Consider the following 14,647-nt stretch of genomic DNA (forward strand, 5'->3'; position numbering starts at 1 on the left):
GCATGTGCCGAGCAGTCGATCTCCAGCGTGCCGTCCTCGCCAAGAACGAGGCCGCGGCACAGATCCTTCGCACCGAACTGACCGCCCGCGGCACCACGGTGGTCAACCTGCTCTCCAGCCCGGGAAGCGGCAAGACCGCCCTGCTGGAGCGTGAACTGCGGCTCGCCGGCGAACGGGGCGTCACCGCCGCCGCGCTCACCGCCGACCTGGCGACCGAGAACGACGCCCGCCGCCTTGCCCGTTCGGGCGCCCCCGTCAAGCAGGTGCTCACCGACGGCCTCTGCCATCTGGAGGCCGACATGGTCGCCCGGCACCTGCACGACTGGCTGCCCGAGTCCACCAGGCTGCTTTTCGTCGAGAACGTCGGCAACCTCGTCTGCCCCGCCGGCTACGACCTGGGCGAGTCGCTCCGGGTCGTCCTCGCCTCGGTCACCGAGGGGGAGGACAAGCCGCTCAAGTACCCCACCGCGTTCGGCCTCGCCCAGCTGGTGATCGTCACCAAGACCGACATGACCGAGGCGGCGGAGTTCGACGAGACGGCCTTCCGCGCCCACGTGGAGCAGGTCAACCCCGGAGTCGAGGTCGTCCTCAGCTCGGTGCGCGACGGCCGGGGCGCCGGCGCACTCCTCGACCGTGCCCTCGCGGCGGCCGAGGGGAACCGTGTCCACACCCCGGTGATGGCCCGGGCCGGCGCGTGACCACGGCGCGCCCAGGACCCGCACCCGCACCCGCCACGGCCCCGCGGCGCAGCCGTGTGGTCGTCCGCGGCGTCGTGCAGGGTGTGGGCTTCCGGCCCTTCGTCTACGCCCTCGCCACCGGGCTGCGCCTGTCCGGCCACGTCACCAACACGCCGGACGGCGTCGTCGCGGAGGTCGAGGGAGACCCCGCGGACGTCGCCGCCTTCTGCGCCCGCCTCGCCCCCGACGCCCCGCCCCTGGCCCGGGTGGAGTCCGTCGAGGCGGCCGAGGTGACCGCGAGCGGCGGCAGCGGATTCACCATCGTGCCCTCCCGTCAGGGCGGCGCCGTCCGCACGCTCGTCCCGCCGGACACCGCGACCTGCGACGACTGCCTCGCGGAGCTCGCGGACCCGGCCGACCGGCGGTATCTGCACCCGTTCATCACATGCACCCACTGCGGCCCGCGGTTCACCATCGTCACGGGTCTGCCGTACGACCGGGTCCACACCACCATGGCCGGCTTCCCGATGTGCCCGGACTGCGCACGCGAGTACGCGGACCCCGCCGACCGGCGTTTCCACGCACAGCCCGTCGCCTGCCCCCACTGCGGCCCCCGGCTGCGCCTGGCCACCGCACCGGACGGCCGGGCCTCCTCCGGCACCGATTCGGACTCCGCCGCCGCCCCCGGCGACGACCCGATCGCCGCCGCACGCCGGATGCTCTCCGCCGGTGCGATCCTCGCCGTCAAGGGCCTGGGCGGCTACCACCTGGCCTGCGACGCGACGGACCCCGACGCGGTCGCCGAACTGCGCCGCCGCAAGGCGCGCGGTGACAAACCGTTCGCGATGATGGCCGCGGACCTCGCGGACATCCAGCCCCTCGCGCACCTCGGCGCGCTCGAATGTGAACTCCTCACCGGCGCCGTCCGGCCCGTCGTCCTGCTGCGCCGCCGCGGCGACGCCCGGCCGCGCCGGGGAGCCGCCCCGGCGCGGGCGGTGGCCCCCGGGAGCCCCGACCTCGGCTTCATGCTCCCGTACACCCCCGTGCACCATCTCCTCCTCGGTCTCGGCGCGTCAGACCGGGAAGGGCCCCGGCTGCTGGTGATGACCAGCGGCAACCTCTCGGGCGAACCCATCGTCACGGACGACGTGGAGGCACTGACCAGGCTCGCCGGTCTGGCGGACGCCTGGCTGATGCACGACCGTCCGATCCATGTGCCCTGCGACGACTCCGTCGTCCGCGTCTGCGACGGCGAGCAGCTGACGCTGCGCCGCTCCCGGGGCTACGCACCGTTGCCGGTCACGCTGCCCGTCGAGGTCGCCCCCGCCCTCGCCGTCGGAGGGGACCTGAAGAACACCTTCTGCCTCGGCGCCGGACGCCAGGCATGGCTCTCCGCCCACATCGGCGACATGGACGACCTCGCCACCCAGCTCGCCCTCACCTCCGCCGAGCGGCAGCTCGAGTCCGTCACGGGCGTACGGCCCGGTCTGCTCGCCGCGGATCGTCACCCCGCCTACCGGTCCACCCGCTGGGCCCGGGACCGTTCAGCCGGGCGGCCTGTCGTCCCGGTGCAGCACCACCACGCGCATGTCGCGGCGGCGATGGCCGAGAACGGCCTCGACGGGAAGGTTCCGGTGATCGGCGTCGCCTTCGACGGCACGGGCTACGGCCTCGACGGCGCCGTGTGGGGCGGTGAGTTCCTGCTCGCGGACTACGCCGCGTTCCGGCGGTTCGCCCACCTGGCCTACGTACCCCTGCCGGGCGGCGACGCGGCCGTCCGGCGGCCCTACCGCATGGCGCTGGCCCATCTCCGGGCCGCAGGACTCGCCGCCGACCCCGCACTGCCGTGCACGGGAGCCTGCGCGCCGGGAGAACTCGCGCTTCTCGAGAGGCAGTTGGCGCGCCAGCTGAACTGCGCTCCCACGTCCAGCATGGGGCGCCTGTTCGACGCTCTCTCCTCCCTCGCGGGGATCTGCCACCACGCGGGATACGAGGCGCAGGCCGCGATCGAGCTGGAGGCTGCGGCCCTGCAGGCACCCGCCGTCGCCGCGGACGGACGGTACACCTTCCGGATCGGCCCGCCGCGGGCCGGTACGCCGCTCACCGCCGACCCCGCGCCCGTGTTGGCGGCGGCGTCCGCCGACGTGCTCGACGGGACGCCCGCGTCTGTCGTCGCCGCGCGGTTCCACCACGCCGTCGCGCGACTGGTCCGCACGGTCTGCGTCGCCGCCCGCGCCGAGACCGGCGTGGAGACCGTCGCGCTGACCGGGGGAGTGTTCGCCAACACGGTGCTCTCCTCGGCCTGCGCCGCAGGACTGGGGGAGGACGGCTTCACCGTGCTGCGCCATCGCCTGATCCCGCCGAACGACGGCGGTCTGGCACTCGGCCAGCTCGTCGTGGCCGCCCGGGTCACGGGCGGGGCGGCCCCCGGCACCCCACGACGAGAGCGAGAGTGAGGAGACACCCATGTGCCTGGCGGTACCCGGAAAAGTACTGGACGTCGAGGACCGGGACGGCACCCGGATGGCCACGGTCGATTTCGGCGGTGTGGTCAAGGAGGTGTGCCTGGAGTACCTGCCGGACCTGAAGCCCGGTGAGTACGCCATCGTCCACGTCGGTTTCGCCCTGCAGCGTCTGGACGAGGAGTCGGCCAGAAAGACGCTGGAGCTGTTCGAGACCCTCGGCATGCTCCAGGAGGAGTTCGGCGACCCGTGGGAGTCGGCCGCCGAAGCGACGGGCAACGAGCGGCCGGCGGATGAGAGCCTGGCCGGAGAGGTGCGGCCGTGAAGTACATCGACGAGTTCCAGGACCCCGGGCTGGCCCGGCGGCTGCTCGACGAGATCCGGGCGACCGTGACGCGGCCCTGGGCCCTGATGGAGGTCTGCGGCGGCCAGACCCACACCATCATCCGGCACGGGATCGACCAACTGCTCCCACCCGAGGTCGAGTTGATCCACGGGCCGGGCTGTCCCGTGTGCGTGACACCGCTCGAGGTGATCGACAAGGCGCTTGAGATCGCCTCCCGCCCCGGCGTGATCTTCTGCTCGTTCGGGGACATGCTCCGGGTTCCCGGTACGGACCGCGACCTGTTCCAGGTGCGCGGGCAGGGCGGCGATGTCAGGGTCGTCTACTCGCCGCTCGACGCACTGCGGATCGCCCAGCAGAACCCGGACCGCGAAGTGGTCTTCTTCGGTATCGGCTTCGAGACCACCGCGCCGCCCAACGCGATGACGGTCCACCAGGCGCGCAAGCTCGGCATTCGCAACTTCAGCCTGCTCGTCTCCCACGTCCGGGTTCCCCCGGCGATCGAGGCGATCATGCGCTCCCCCGACTGCCGCGTCCAGGGCTTCCTGGCCGCGGGGCACGTGTGCAGCGTCATGGGTACGGCCGAGTATCCCGAACTCGCCGCACGCCACCGGGTTCCGATCGTCGTCACCGGGTTCGAACCGCTGGACATCCTCGAAGGCGTACGGCGGACCGTGCTCCAACTGGAGCGCGGGGAGCACACCGTCGACAACGCCTACCCGCGCGCGGTCCTGCCCGACGGCAACCCCGCGGCCCGGGCCATGCTGGACGACGTCTTCGAGGTCACCGACCGCGCGTGGCGCGGGATCGGCGTGATTCCGGACAGCGGCTGGCGGCTCTCGGAGCGGTACCGCGAACACGACGCCGAGCACCGGTTCTCCGTCGAGGGCATCGACACCCGCGAACCGGCCGAGTGTCGCAGCGGCGAGGTGCTCCAGGGCCTGCTGAAGCCGCACGAGTGCGAGGCCTTCGGTACGACGTGCACGCCCCGTTCCCCGCTGGGCGCCACGATGGTCTCCAGCGAGGGCGCCTGCGCCGCGTACTACCTCTACCGACGGCTCGACCTCGGCACCCCCTCGCCGAAGTCCCCGGCGATCGACTCCCCGGCTCTGGAGGGAAGTTCCGTTGTCTGAGCTCATGCGCGACACCCACGGGGCGCAGGCGCCCGACATGCTCGCCTGGACGTGTCCCGCACCGCTGCGCGACCAGCCACGTGTGGTGATGGGCCACGGCGGAGGCGGCGCCCTTTCCGCCGAGCTGGTCGAGCAGATCTTCGCGCCCGCCTTCGGCTGCCCCGCGCTCTCGGTCACCACCGACGCCGCGACCGTCGAACTCGGAGGCGCCCGGCTGGCCTTCTCCACCGACTCCTTCGTCGTGCGCCCCCTGTTCTTCCCCGGGGGAAGCATCGGCGACCTGGCCGTCAACGGCACGGTGAACGACCTCGCCATGAGCGGTGCCCGAGCCGCCTATCTCTCGTGCGGATTCATCCTGGAGGAGGGGGTGGAGACCGATGTCGTGACCCGTGTGGCGAACGCGCTCGGCGCGGCGGCCCGCGCGGCGGGCGTCCAGGTCGCCACCGGCGACACCAAGGTGGTGGAGGCCGGCCACGGCGACGGCGTCTACATCAACACCTCTGGCATCGGTCTGATCCCTCCGGGCGTCGATCTGCGGCCCCAGCGCGTCGCGCCCGGCGACGTGGTGATCGTCAGCGGCCCCGTCGGCGTCCACGGTGTGGCGATCATGAGCGTCCGCGAGGGGCTGGAGTTCGGGGTCGAGATCGAGAGCGACTGCGCGCCGCTCGGCGGCCTCGTCGAAGCGATGCTCGCGGTCACCCCGGACCTGCACGTGTTGCGTGACCCCACCCGCGGGGGCCTCGCGGCCTCTCTCAACGAGATCGCGGCCGCGTCGGGCACCGGCGTCGTCGTCCAGGAACGGGCCGTGCCCGTCCCCGCCCCCGTCGCCAACGCCTGCGCCGTGCTCGGTCTCGACCCGATGTACGTGGCGAACGAGGGGAAGCTGGTGGCCTTCGTCCCGCGTGCGCAGGCCGACGCCGTACTCGCCGCGATGCACGCGCATCCGCTGGGCGCGGGGGCGGCCGTGATCGGGGAGGCCGTCGAGGCGCATCCGGGGATGGTGGTCGCCCGTACCGGCCTCGGGGGTACGCGCGTGGTGGACATGCCGCTCGGGGAGCAGCTGCCGCGCATCTGCTGACGGTCAGCCCGGCGTACCGCGGCGGCGGTCGCGGGCGGTGTCGAGAGTCCACGTGTGGGTGCAGTTCGGGCACTGCAGGTGGACCTCGGGCCCCTTGTTGGCTATCAGATAACGCCAGTGCTCCGAGCAGTTGCGGCGCTCCTCGCAGGGCCCGCAGCCGCGGGCGTCGTCGCAGCCCGGGCAGGCCACCCAGGCCCGGCGGGCCCGGTCGGCGTGGGGGTCAATGGGAAGCCGCACGGCCCGGCTCCCGTCCCGGCAGCACACCTGCGGCCACCAGCATGGAGTGGATCCGCAGCTGCGCCTCGTCCAGGCCCGAATAGAGCAGGTCGTGCGCGGCCTGCTCCTCCCGCAGTACGGCCACCGGGTCCCAGTCGGGCCCCAGCGCCGCCACGACCTCGGCCCGTCGGCGGGCCTCCTCGACGGTGAGGTCGATGGTGAAGGTGACGTGGTGGGGATCGGAGTCCTGGTTCATGGGGGTGCTTTCGACGGTGCTGAGACGGACAATCGAACGGGATCCGCCACGTCTACCAGAGCGGGTACCGGGCGCGGAAGGGCGGAAATCACCTCCCGAGCTGTGCGCGCGGCTCCCGCGATGGGGCGAGCGGCCCGGAACCGCCATGAGACGGGGCAGGGCGACGGCCCGGTCCACGGGAGGCCGCCTCGGGAAGGACCACCCCACCTCGTGCCGCTGTGTCGCATCTCACCCTGCGAGCCCCGACGCCCACGGGCCTTGCGGGTAAGTGATCGGGGACTTCACCGAGTCCGGCCGCCGGAGGTCCTTTGTCGCGGCACGCCGGGCGCGGGGTGGCCGTTTACGCGGCCGGGTTGAGTTCGGCTTGGCCGAACAGCAGCGCGTAGCCCGTGGGGAGCCGGCGGAGGATGCGGGTGATGAGGTCGGGGCCAGCGTGGGCGGCGACGGCTGCGAAGACGGAGCCGGTGTCCCAGCGGGTGGTGGCCAGGGAGGCGCCGGAGCGGGCGGCGAGGTCCTTGACGAAGGCCCATCCGGTCAGCGGCCGGGTGTCTGGGATCTGCGCGGTCAGGAGGCGTGCGGCCTCCAGGGGCAGGCGGGCGGCCAGGTCGACGCGTTCGTCGCCGGTCAGCTGGCGTCCCAGCCCGGCAAGGACCAGGCGGACGGCATCCTCCGCCTTCTCACGGGTGGGGTAGGCGCCTTCGTAGCGGACCTTCTCCAGCATCTGCTCGTACGCCGTCCCGTACGGCTGCTGGTGCTCAGACGGTGCGCGCACGTCGGTGATCACTGTGGTGCATGCCTTTCATGAAGCCGGGGTGGAGCGGTGCCGGTGTGCGGCACCGCTGGTCAGGTGGGCTGGGGGCGGCCGAAGAGGAGGTCGTAGCCGACCGGGAGCTGGAGCAGGATCTGCCCCAGCAGGTCCTCGCCCGCGGTGTCGGCGACCGTGGACAGGACGGCGCTGACGTCCCAGGTCGCGGTCTGCTCGGTGGCGCCCTCGATCCAGGCTGCGGTCGCCCGGACGAACCGCTCCGGGGGCAGCGGTTCGGCGCTCTGCAGCGGGTTGAGCAGGATCAGAGCGAAGTCCTCCGGCAGGCGGGCTGCGAGCTGGGCGCGGACTTCGCCGACCAGGTGCGCGCCGAGCAGGGCGAGCACCACCCGGGCCGCGCGCTCGGCTTCCTCTGCAGTGCCGTACTCGCCGCGTTCCTTGACGTGGTCGAGGAACGCTTCGCGTCGCAAAGTCATCTCGGCCGCCACCCCTTACTTCTTCGGATTGCCCGTAGGGGTGCGGAGGGCGGGTGAGGGGGGGAGATCAGGGTGCCCGTCCTCCGCACCGGTCCGGCCGGTGTCAGCCGGAGATCTCCTTGTGGCCGGTCCCGACGCCGATGGAGATCTTGCGGGGCTTGGCACGCTCGGCGATCGGGATGCGCAGGGTGAGCACGCCCGCGTCGTAGTCGGCCTCGATGTGCTCGGTGTCGAGGGCGTCGGCGAGCACGATCTGGCGGGAGAAGACGCCCAGCGGCCGCTCGGACAGCTCCATCTGCACGTTGTCGGCCTTCGCCGTGGGCCGCCGCTCGGCCTTGACGGTCAGCATGTTCCGCTCGACGTCGATGTCGATCGCGTCCGGGGTGACACCGGGAAGGTCGAAGGCCACAACGTACTCGTCGCCCTCGCGGTAGGCGTCCATCGGCATCGCCGACGGCCTCGACCAGGTACTCGGGCCCATCAGCTGCTGCGTCAGCCGGTCCAGCTCGCGGAAGGGGTCAGTGCGCATCAACATCGTGAAAACACCTCCAGCAGGTTCAGGCAGTTACTGCCAATGCGCCTCACTGACACCGTTGTAACATGTCATCCAATGGATGACAAACATGAAGTCGTCGACCTGATGACAACCCGAGGGAGGTGCCCGTGACGCCGGCCGACCAGCCGTCCTCGCCCAGCGCCGATGCCCACAGCCCGGCGTCGTTCCTCGCCGCCGCGGCGGCCCTTCACGCCATAGACGACGCCCTGCGCACCGCCCAGCAAGAGTCCAAGGGCATCTCCGATACCCCCGGTCCCGGGCCGGAGCAGGCGCTGGCCTCCCTGATGCTGCTGCGGCAGGTCCGCGAGCAGCTCGCCGGATGGGAAACCGGCCTGATCGAAACCGCACGCGACGCCGGCGCCAGCTGGGCCGACCTTGCCCATCCCCTCGGCGTCGCCAGCCGCCAAGCCGCCGAGCGCCGCTACCTGCGCGGCCGTCCCGGCCCCGCCGGGACCACCGGCGAAGAACGTGTGACGGCCACCCGCCAGGCCCGGGCCGCTGACCGCACCGCCGTCGCCTGGGCCCGCCGCAACGCGGCTGACCTGCGCCGCCTCGCCGGCCAGATCACCGCACTCACCGACCTGCCCCCCGCTGCCCGCCGCCCGCTCAGCGAGCTCCACGCGGCCCTCGCCCACGACAACCCCGCCGACCTCATCGCCCCCCTGGCCGCCGCCCGCCCCCACCTGGCCGCCACCCACCCCGACCTCGCCGCCCGGCTCGACACCCTCACACCCCCCTGACCCCGCCCGGCGCACCGCAACAACAGCCCGGTCAGCCCCGCCCCCAGGTGGGTGAACGAGCGGAGACCAGGAGACCGCGCGCGCCGGCCTGGGGCCCCTGGCCCCTCCCTCACCCGGCAGGGGCTGGGCGAGGGGGAACGCAGTGAGTGGCCAAGGTGTCGAGCTGCCGGTTCGTGCCGGGCTGCGGACCGGCCCCGGCCTTTCAGGCGGCCTGACCGAACCGGGCCGCGGCCTCGTCCGGCTCGTGCAGCGGGGTGAAGTCCACGTCCAGCTTCGGGTCGTACTCCTCCGGCTGGTCGCCCACTCGCGGAAGGCGGCGAAGGCGCGGGTCGTAGACCGTGCCCGGCCCGCCGTTCATCAGGATGGCGACCCCATCGCCTCGGCTGCCTCCTGCTCGGTGGCGCCGTGCCGGACGGCGGCCTGGGCGTGATGGGCGATGCAGCCGTCGCCCTCCTTGCTCACGGCGATGGTCAGCGCGACGAGTTCCTCGGTCTCGACGTCCAGCGCTCCGGATTCCACTGCGCTGTCGTGGAGCTGGCCGTGGCCCTCGTACACCCACGGGACCGCCTCGATCTCCCGAGGGGAGCCGTTGAAGCCGCCCCGGATGCGGCAGGTGACCCGTACCCCACGCCCCACCCGGGAAGGCCGATCCAGCCGGGCTTCCGCGCGCGGCAGCAGCACGACGGTCGTGCCCACGGCGAAACCGAACTCGGCGGCACGTCACGGGTGAAGTCCGCCGGCGGTCCTCCGGCGGGACGATCGTGCAGCGGGTGGGATCAGGGCCTCGGGACGGTGTTGACGTAGTCGGTGCCGGTGGTGTGGAAGCCGTCCACCGTCTTCTGGACGTCCGCCGGGGAGACGGCGGCGTCGGCCTTGTAGTAGACCCAGTCGACCTTCATGTCCCAGGTGCGCGGGCCGCCGGTGAAGGGGAGGTCGATGAGCCAGTTGCTGAAGTGGATGTCCATCTGCTCCCGCGGGACGTACTTGCCGGAGCTGGTGAACAGGTCCTTGCCGTCCAGGGAGTACGTGACCTTGCCGTTCATGGCGGTGATCACCAGGGTGTGCCAGCCAGCGAGGCGCTTCTTGAGGGTGTTGTGGACCCGGTCCGGCGGGTCGGCCTTGTACCAGCTGACGTTGTCGAGCTGCGGCCCCACCGAACCCCAGCCGCCGTTCGGCAGGTACTCGAAGTCGAGTTCGCTGTAGTTCTCCGAGGAGTCCGAGGGCGAGATCGGGAAGAAGGTCTGGACGACGTGGTCGCCGTCGCGGCCGGTCGTGGGCTTGTCGCTGAAGTGGACCCGGGCGGCGTACGTCCCCGTGAAGAAGTTCTTGCCGGTGGTCTGCACCTCGACCTGCTCGGTGCCCTGTTCGGTGCCGTCCGTGGAGGACCGCAGGCGCAGGACCTTGCCCCCCTGCGCGGTCGTGTCGGAGAGGAACTCGGCGCCGTCGGCGCTCCAGGTGTCCTTGATGCCCGGGCCGCCCCCGCCGGTACGGATCTCCCAGCCGTGCGTGGCGAGGGAAGGGTCGTCGGCGCCGGTGTAGTCGAAGCTGTCGAACAGGGTTCCCGGCGGTCCGGTGGGCGTCGGCGAGGCGTCCCGCGCGGGCCCGGCGGCGTCGGTGCCCCCGCCGGCCACGGGGTCGGCGGAACACGCGGCGAGTACGCCCAGGAGGGCGGGCAGCGTCAGCGCCGTCCACGCGCGGCGACGAGAGGTGCGGCGGGGCTGGCGCACGCGGGCTCCTTGGGGCGTAGAGGCGGTGTCTGGACACGCCCGTCGTAGGGGGATCAATCACTGATCACATGAATTGGGGGGTCATCCTAGCGAAGGCTTCAAGCCATCCCGCCTCATGAGTGCGACCTGGCCATCTTCGGTTCGAAATGTGCCCGTTGGTGTACCGATTTGATCACGACTCCTGAATAGATCATGTCAAATACGCCCATCACGCCCACTTCGAACCAGGTCCTGCGTTACTCTCCGCTCTACGCTTCAGCCGTTCACGAACTCTGCACAAAAAGGCCACAGTAGATGCGCCAAGCCACCACACCCTTTGGGCGTGAATCGGCATACCCGGCATACCAGACACCTCCTGGCGTGGCCGAATCTCGATTTGAGGAGCCCGCTCCGGCACCGGTGTTCGTCGACCAGTCAGGTCTGCGCAGCCGTCTGTTCCGGCGCTTCGGCTGGCCGGTCTCGGTGGTCGGCGCGATCCTGGCGGCCGCCATGGGCGGCAGCCTGATCGGTATGCAGTCGGACGCCCCGGCGATGGAGATTCCGCCGAAGCCCGCGTACATGCCCACCAGGGGACCCCTTTCGCCCTCCTTGCCCTAGAGGGGGGGTGATCTGCGACATCCCACCCGAAAAGTCGGCCATCACATCGTCATCACGCCGAACTTCACGACATTCCACGGCATACCGCGACCATCGTGCCGCCCCGAGCAACGCCTACCGGCCGGCCGAGCGCTGATCGTCCGCACCACCCATCTCCAGGAGCGCCCTTGTCCCGCCACCAGCGTCGCCGGCAGTCCCTGCTGAGACCGCGCCGACTGGCTGCGCCGCCGCTGCGCTTCTTCATGCCGTTGTCCCTGCTGGCCTGCCTGCTCGCGCTCCTCGTTCTGCGCGGCCTCGCCACCAACGAGGCCTTCCACGACGACCGGATCGCGACCTCGGTCGACAAGACGATGGTGCCGCGCAACCTGCTCAAGGGCGGCCCGGTCATCGACGCGCGCGGCGACAAGAACGAGCGCCCGGTGAGCTATCGGATCCCCGACCGCACCGTGGTCCTGAGCTTCGACGACGGCCCCTCGCCGGAGTGGACCCCGAAGATCCTGGACGTGCTCGAGGCCCACGACATCCACGCGGTCTTCTTCGTGACCGGCGCGATGACCACGCGCCACCCGGAGCTGATCCGGCAGATCGTCGCGGGCGGCCACGAGATCGGTGTGCACACCTTCACCCACCCCGATCTGGTGTACCAGTCCGAAGCCCGGATCAGCTGGGAGCTGGCGCAGACGCAGCTGGCTCTGGCCGGCGTCGCGGGCGTCCACAGCGCGCTGTTCCGCCCGCCGTACTCCTCCGACGCATCGGCGCTCGACAACTGGAACTACCCGGTGATCAAGTACGTGGGTTCCCACGGCTACCTCACCGCGTTCATCGACCGCGACACCGACGACTGGAAGCGTCCCGGCGTCGACGCGATCGTCAAGGCGGCGATGCCGCGCAAGCCCGGCGCGGGTGAGCTGATCCTGCTGCACGACGCGGGTGGCGACCGTACCGAGACCCTCGCCGCGCTCGAGCAGATCATCGTGAAGCTGCAGGGCGAGGGGTACCGCTTCGCCACCGTCTCCGAGGCGCTCGGCGCCACCGACGCCACCGTGCCGGTGCACGGCTACCAGCTGTGGGCGGGCAAGGGGTTCATCTGGGCCAGCCAGGCCGCCGTGCTCACCCTGCCGGTGCTGGTCGCGCTGCTGGCTGTCGTCGGCTTCCTCAACTTCGGCCGGTTCGCGCTGATGCTCGTCCTCGCACCGCTCCACGCCCGCCGCTCCCGGAGGCGGGACGCGTGGGGACCACCCGTCACCGAGCCGGTCACCGTCCTCGTCCCGGCCTACAACGAACGCGAGTGCATCGCGAACACCCTCAACTCGCTGATCGCCAGTGACTATCCGATCGAGGTCATCGTCATCGACGACGGCTCCACGGACGGCACGGCGGACATCGTCGAGGCGATGGCCCTGCCGTTCGTCCGGCTGATCCGCAAGACCAACGGCGGCAAGTCCAGCGCGCTCAACACCGGTATCGCGGCCGCGTCGCACGACATCATCGTGATGATGGACGGCGACACCGTCTTCGAACCGTCCACCGTGCGCGAACTGGTCCAGCCGTTCGGCGACCCGGCGATCGGCGCGGTCGCGGGCAACGCCAAGGTCGGCAACCGCGAGAGCCTGATCGGCGCCTGGCAGCACATCGAGTACGTCCTCGGCCACAACCTGGACCGCCGGATGTACGACATGCTCAACGTCATCCCGACCATCCCCGGCGCGGTCGGCGCCTTCCGCAAGGACGCCCTGCGGCGGGTCGGCGGGATGAGCGACGACACCCTCGCCGAGGACACCGACATCACCATGGCGGTGCTCTGCGACGGCTGGCGGATCGTCTACGCCGAACGCGCCCGCGCCTGGACCGAGGCACCCGCCAGCCTCCAGCAGCTCTGGTCCCAGCGGTACCGCTGGAGCTACGGCAGCATGCAGGCGATGTGGAAGCACCGGCGCGCCGTGACCTCCCGCGGCCCGGCCGGGCGCTTCGGCCGGCTCGGGCTGCCGCTCGTCGTGATGTTCGGCGTGGTCGCCCCGCTGCTCGCGCCGCTGGTCGACATGTTCCTGCTGTACGGCGTGCTGTTCGCGGACGCCCCGATCACCCTCGCCAGCTGGGGCGGCTTCATCCTGCTCCAGGCCGTGCTGTCCTGGTACGCCTTCCGGCTCGACGGCGAGAAGCCCCTGCATCTGATCAGCCTGCCGATCCAGCAGCTGGTCTATCGGCAGCTGATGTACATCGTCCTGCTGCAGTCCGCGATCACGGCGCTGACCGGCGGCCGACTGCGCTGGCAGAAGCTCCGGCGCACCGGCGAGGTCGCCGCACCGGTGGAGGCCTGACCATGACCGCATCCTTCGAGCTGGGGGGCACCAAGGACACCGTCCAGCTCCGCATCCCCGTCTTCCCGCAACGGGAGCCGGAGCCGGAGCCGGCGGCACCGTCCAAGGGCAGGGGCGGCCGGGACCGTTACTTCGACCTGCTGCGGGCGCTGGCGCTGGTTCGCGTGGTGATCTACCACAATTTCGGCTGGTTCTGGCTGCCCGTCGTCTTCCCGTCGATGGGCGTGATGTTCGCGCTGGCCGGGTTGCTGATGGCCCGTTCGCTCAGCCGGCCCGCCCTCGGTGTGATCCGGGGCCGCCTGCGCCGCCTGCTGCCCCCGCTGTGGCTGTTCGGCGCGATCGTGGTCACCGCCCAGATCCTCGACGGCGACGGGCCCGACGCCGAGGGGCACCCCGAATGGTGGTGGGGCAAGCTGCTGTTCTGGATCCTGCCGCTGAGCACTCCGCCGTACGCCGAAGCCCTGAACGGCTTCGACCACCTGGTGGGGCAGGGCTGGGCCGTGCAGATCATCGTCCCGCTCTGGTACCTCCGCGCGTACCTCTGGTTCGTCCTGCTGTCACCGCTGATGCTGTGGGCGCTGCGGCGGATGCCGGTGATGACGCTGTGCGCGCCGCTCGCCCTGGCGATCGTGATGAACACGTTCTTCATCGACCAGGAGTTCCTCTACGGCCGGGTCTGGGAGAACACCAGCGACTTCGCCACCTTCGGCTCCTGCTGGATCCTCGGCATGGCCCACCAGGAGGGCCTGCTCAAGAAGATCCCGCAGTACATCGTGCCGTCCGTCGCGCCGCTGATCATGGTGGCCGGCTGGTGGTACCTGCAGACCCGACCGGTCGATCCGACCGTGCACACCGACATCGAGAGCTGGCCGGTCGCCCAGGCCCTGTGGTCCTTCGGCTTCGTCGCCCTCCTGCTCCACATCAGCCCTTCCTGGGAGCGGTGGCCCCGGCCGCTGGAACGCTGGAACGGCCTGATCAGTCTGCTCAACGCACGCGCCGTCAGCGTCTACCTCTGGCACCAGACCGCGTTGGTGGCCGCCATCCCCCTGATCGACCCCCTCTGGTCCGTCGGCTTCTTCTACGAGCACTTCCGGTGGCTGCTGAGCAGTCAGTGGTTCCCGCTGATGGTGGCGATCCCACTGACCGGACTGCTGGTGCTGACCTTCGGCTGGATCGAGGACGTGGCCGCGAAACGCTCTCCGCGGCTCTTCCCATACCCGCGCCGTGTGCGGGGCAGGCGCCGGGCCGGCGCCTGACGCAGGTCATGCACCGGGCCGGTGTCTGACGCGGGTCGTCCGATCCGCG

Annotated in this window: 17 protein-coding genes; 9 read left to right on the forward strand and 8 right to left on the reverse strand. The window is 71.3% G+C overall.

Features of this window, described 5'->3' with window-relative positions; all coding sequences use genetic code 11:
* Nucleotides 1-2: 2 nt before the first annotated feature.
* The 5 genes from hypB to hypE are packed head-to-tail and all read left to right on the forward strand — an operon-like array spanning nucleotide 3 to nucleotide 5,693.
* Nucleotides 3-698 carry a hydrogenase nickel incorporation protein HypB gene (hypB, locus tag ABZO31_RS29360; RefSeq protein ID WP_406864335.1) on the forward strand — a complete coding sequence of 232 codons (696 nt, stop codon included), beginning with the start codon at nucleotides 3-5 and terminating at the stop codon, nucleotides 696-698.
* Nucleotides 695-3,133: a carbamoyltransferase HypF gene (hypF, locus tag ABZO31_RS29365; RefSeq protein ID WP_406864336.1), complete on the forward strand. Its 2,439-nt coding sequence runs from the start codon at nucleotides 695-697 to the stop codon at nucleotides 3,131-3,133. The genes hypB and hypF overlap by 4 nt, the downstream gene beginning before the upstream one ends.
* Before the next feature lie 10 nt (nucleotides 3,134-3,143).
* Nucleotides 3,144-3,464 (forward strand): HypC/HybG/HupF family hydrogenase formation chaperone, encoded by a 321-nt coding sequence (locus ABZO31_RS29370; protein WP_406864337.1) that lies wholly within the window; start codon nucleotides 3,144-3,146, stop codon nucleotides 3,462-3,464.
* Nucleotides 3,461-4,615, forward strand: coding sequence for a hydrogenase formation protein HypD (gene hypD / locus ABZO31_RS29375; protein ID WP_406864338.1), 1,155 nt, complete (start codon nucleotides 3,461-3,463; stop codon nucleotides 4,613-4,615). Before ABZO31_RS29370 ends, hypD begins: the two co-directional genes overlap by 4 nt.
* A 4-nt stretch (nucleotides 4,616-4,619) precedes the next feature.
* Nucleotides 4,620-5,693, forward strand: a complete 1,074-nt coding sequence (gene hypE, locus ABZO31_RS29380; protein ID WP_406865521.1) for a hydrogenase expression/formation protein HypE — start codon at nucleotides 4,620-4,622, stop codon at nucleotides 5,691-5,693.
* Between the two features lie 3 nt (nucleotides 5,694-5,696).
* Here the strand turns inward: hypE and ABZO31_RS29385 are convergent, their stop codons facing one another.
* The 5 genes from ABZO31_RS29385 to ABZO31_RS29405 form a co-directional block, all read right to left on the reverse strand.
* Complete coding sequence (locus tag ABZO31_RS29385) at nucleotides 5,697-5,930, reverse strand: hypothetical protein (RefSeq protein ID WP_406864339.1); 234 nt, start codon at nucleotides 5,928-5,930, stop codon at nucleotides 5,697-5,699.
* Nucleotides 5,914-6,165, reverse strand: coding sequence for a DUF6400 family protein (locus ABZO31_RS29390; protein ID WP_406864340.1), 252 nt, complete (start codon nucleotides 6,163-6,165; stop codon nucleotides 5,914-5,916). The genes ABZO31_RS29385 and ABZO31_RS29390 overlap by 17 nt, the downstream gene beginning before the upstream one ends.
* Nucleotides 6,166-6,505: 340 nt before the next feature.
* Nucleotides 6,506-6,949, reverse strand: coding sequence for a DUF2267 domain-containing protein (locus tag ABZO31_RS29395; protein WP_406864341.1), 444 nt, complete (start codon nucleotides 6,947-6,949; stop codon nucleotides 6,506-6,508).
* 59 nt (nucleotides 6,950-7,008) lie between these two features.
* Entirely contained in the window at nucleotides 7,009-7,404 is a 396-nt protein-coding gene (locus ABZO31_RS29400; protein WP_406864342.1) for a DUF2267 domain-containing protein, read from the reverse strand.
* Between the two features lie 103 nt (nucleotides 7,405-7,507).
* Nucleotides 7,508-7,939 (reverse strand): Hsp20/alpha crystallin family protein, encoded by a 432-nt coding sequence (locus ABZO31_RS29405; RefSeq protein ID WP_406864343.1) that lies wholly within the window; start codon nucleotides 7,937-7,939, stop codon nucleotides 7,508-7,510.
* A gap of 128 nt (nucleotides 7,940-8,067) precedes the next feature.
* Here ABZO31_RS29405 and ABZO31_RS29410 point away from each other — a divergent pair, with 128 nt between their 5' ends.
* Nucleotides 8,068-8,700, forward strand: coding sequence for a type III effector protein (locus ABZO31_RS29410; RefSeq protein WP_406864344.1), 633 nt, complete (start codon nucleotides 8,068-8,070; stop codon nucleotides 8,698-8,700).
* A gap of 202 nt (nucleotides 8,701-8,902) precedes the next feature.
* Here the strand turns inward: ABZO31_RS29410 and ABZO31_RS29415 are convergent, their stop codons facing one another.
* From ABZO31_RS29415 to ABZO31_RS29425, 3 genes are all read right to left on the reverse strand, one after another.
* Nucleotides 8,903-9,058 (reverse strand): hypothetical protein, encoded by a 156-nt coding sequence (locus ABZO31_RS29415; RefSeq protein ID WP_406864345.1) that lies wholly within the window; start codon nucleotides 9,056-9,058, stop codon nucleotides 8,903-8,905.
* A complete protein-coding gene (locus tag ABZO31_RS29420; protein WP_406864346.1) occupies nucleotides 9,058-9,396 on the reverse strand; it encodes a carboxymuconolactone decarboxylase family protein in 339 nt (112 codons plus the stop codon). Before ABZO31_RS29420 ends, ABZO31_RS29415 begins: the two co-directional genes overlap by 1 nt.
* A gap of 80 nt (nucleotides 9,397-9,476) precedes the next feature.
* The gene (locus ABZO31_RS29425) at nucleotides 9,477-10,427 is read right to left on the reverse strand and encodes a glycoside hydrolase family 16 protein (RefSeq protein WP_406864347.1); all 951 of its coding nucleotides are present in this window, start codon (nucleotides 10,425-10,427) and stop codon (nucleotides 9,477-9,479) included.
* Nucleotides 10,428-10,787: 360 nt separating this feature from the next.
* Between ABZO31_RS29425 and ABZO31_RS29430 the strand changes: the two genes are divergently transcribed.
* The 3 genes from ABZO31_RS29430 (at nucleotide 10,788) to ABZO31_RS29440 (ending at nucleotide 14,598) form a co-directional block, all read left to right on the forward strand.
* A complete protein-coding gene (locus ABZO31_RS29430; protein WP_406864348.1) occupies nucleotides 10,788-11,024 on the forward strand; it encodes a hypothetical protein in 237 nt (78 codons plus the stop codon).
* 242 nt (nucleotides 11,025-11,266) lie between these two features.
* The gene (locus ABZO31_RS29435) at nucleotides 11,267-13,342 is read left to right on the forward strand and encodes a bifunctional polysaccharide deacetylase/glycosyltransferase family 2 protein (RefSeq protein WP_406865522.1); all 2,076 of its coding nucleotides are present in this window, start codon (nucleotides 11,267-11,269) and stop codon (nucleotides 13,340-13,342) included.
* Nucleotides 13,343-13,344: 2 nt separating this feature from the next.
* Nucleotides 13,345-14,598 (forward strand): acyltransferase family protein, encoded by a 1,254-nt coding sequence (locus ABZO31_RS29440; RefSeq protein WP_406864349.1) that lies wholly within the window; start codon nucleotides 13,345-13,347, stop codon nucleotides 14,596-14,598.
* The last annotated feature ends 49 nt before the right edge of the window (nucleotides 14,599-14,647 follow it).

It is taken from the genome of Streptomyces solicamelliae (assembly GCF_045348655.1).
GTDB lineage: Bacteria > Actinomycetota > Actinomycetes > Streptomycetales > Streptomycetaceae > Streptomyces > Streptomyces solicamelliae.

Bases quoted from the DNA above. Each gene is read 5' to 3' on its own strand.
- hypB (WP_406864335.1), top strand. From the start codon at position 3: ATGTGCCGAGCAGTCGATCTCCAGCGTGCCGTCCTCGCCAAGAACGAG.
- ABZO31_RS29370 (WP_406864337.1), top strand. From the start codon at position 3,144: ATGTGCCTGGCGGTACCCGGAAAAGTACTGGACGTCGAGGACCGGGAC.
- hypE (WP_406865521.1), top strand. From the start codon at position 4,620: ATGCGCGACACCCACGGGGCGCAGGCGCCCGACATGCTCGCCTGGACG.
- ABZO31_RS29390 (WP_406864340.1), bottom strand. From the start codon at position 6,165: ATGAACCAGGACTCCGATCCCCACCACGTCACCTTCACCATCGACCTC.
- ABZO31_RS29400 (WP_406864342.1), bottom strand. From the start codon at position 7,404: ATGACTTTGCGACGCGAAGCGTTCCTCGACCACGTCAAGGAACGCGGC.
- ABZO31_RS29405 (WP_406864343.1), bottom strand. From the start codon at position 7,939: ATGTTGATGCGCACTGACCCCTTCCGCGAGCTGGACCGGCTGACGCAG.
- ABZO31_RS29415 (WP_406864345.1), bottom strand. From the start codon at position 9,058: ATGAACGGCGGGCCGGGCACGGTCTACGACCCGCGCCTTCGCCGCCTT.
- ABZO31_RS29435 (WP_406865522.1), top strand. From the start codon at position 11,267: ATGCCGTTGTCCCTGCTGGCCTGCCTGCTCGCGCTCCTCGTTCTGCGC.
- ABZO31_RS29440 (WP_406864349.1), top strand. From the start codon at position 13,345: ATGACCGCATCCTTCGAGCTGGGGGGCACCAAGGACACCGTCCAGCTC.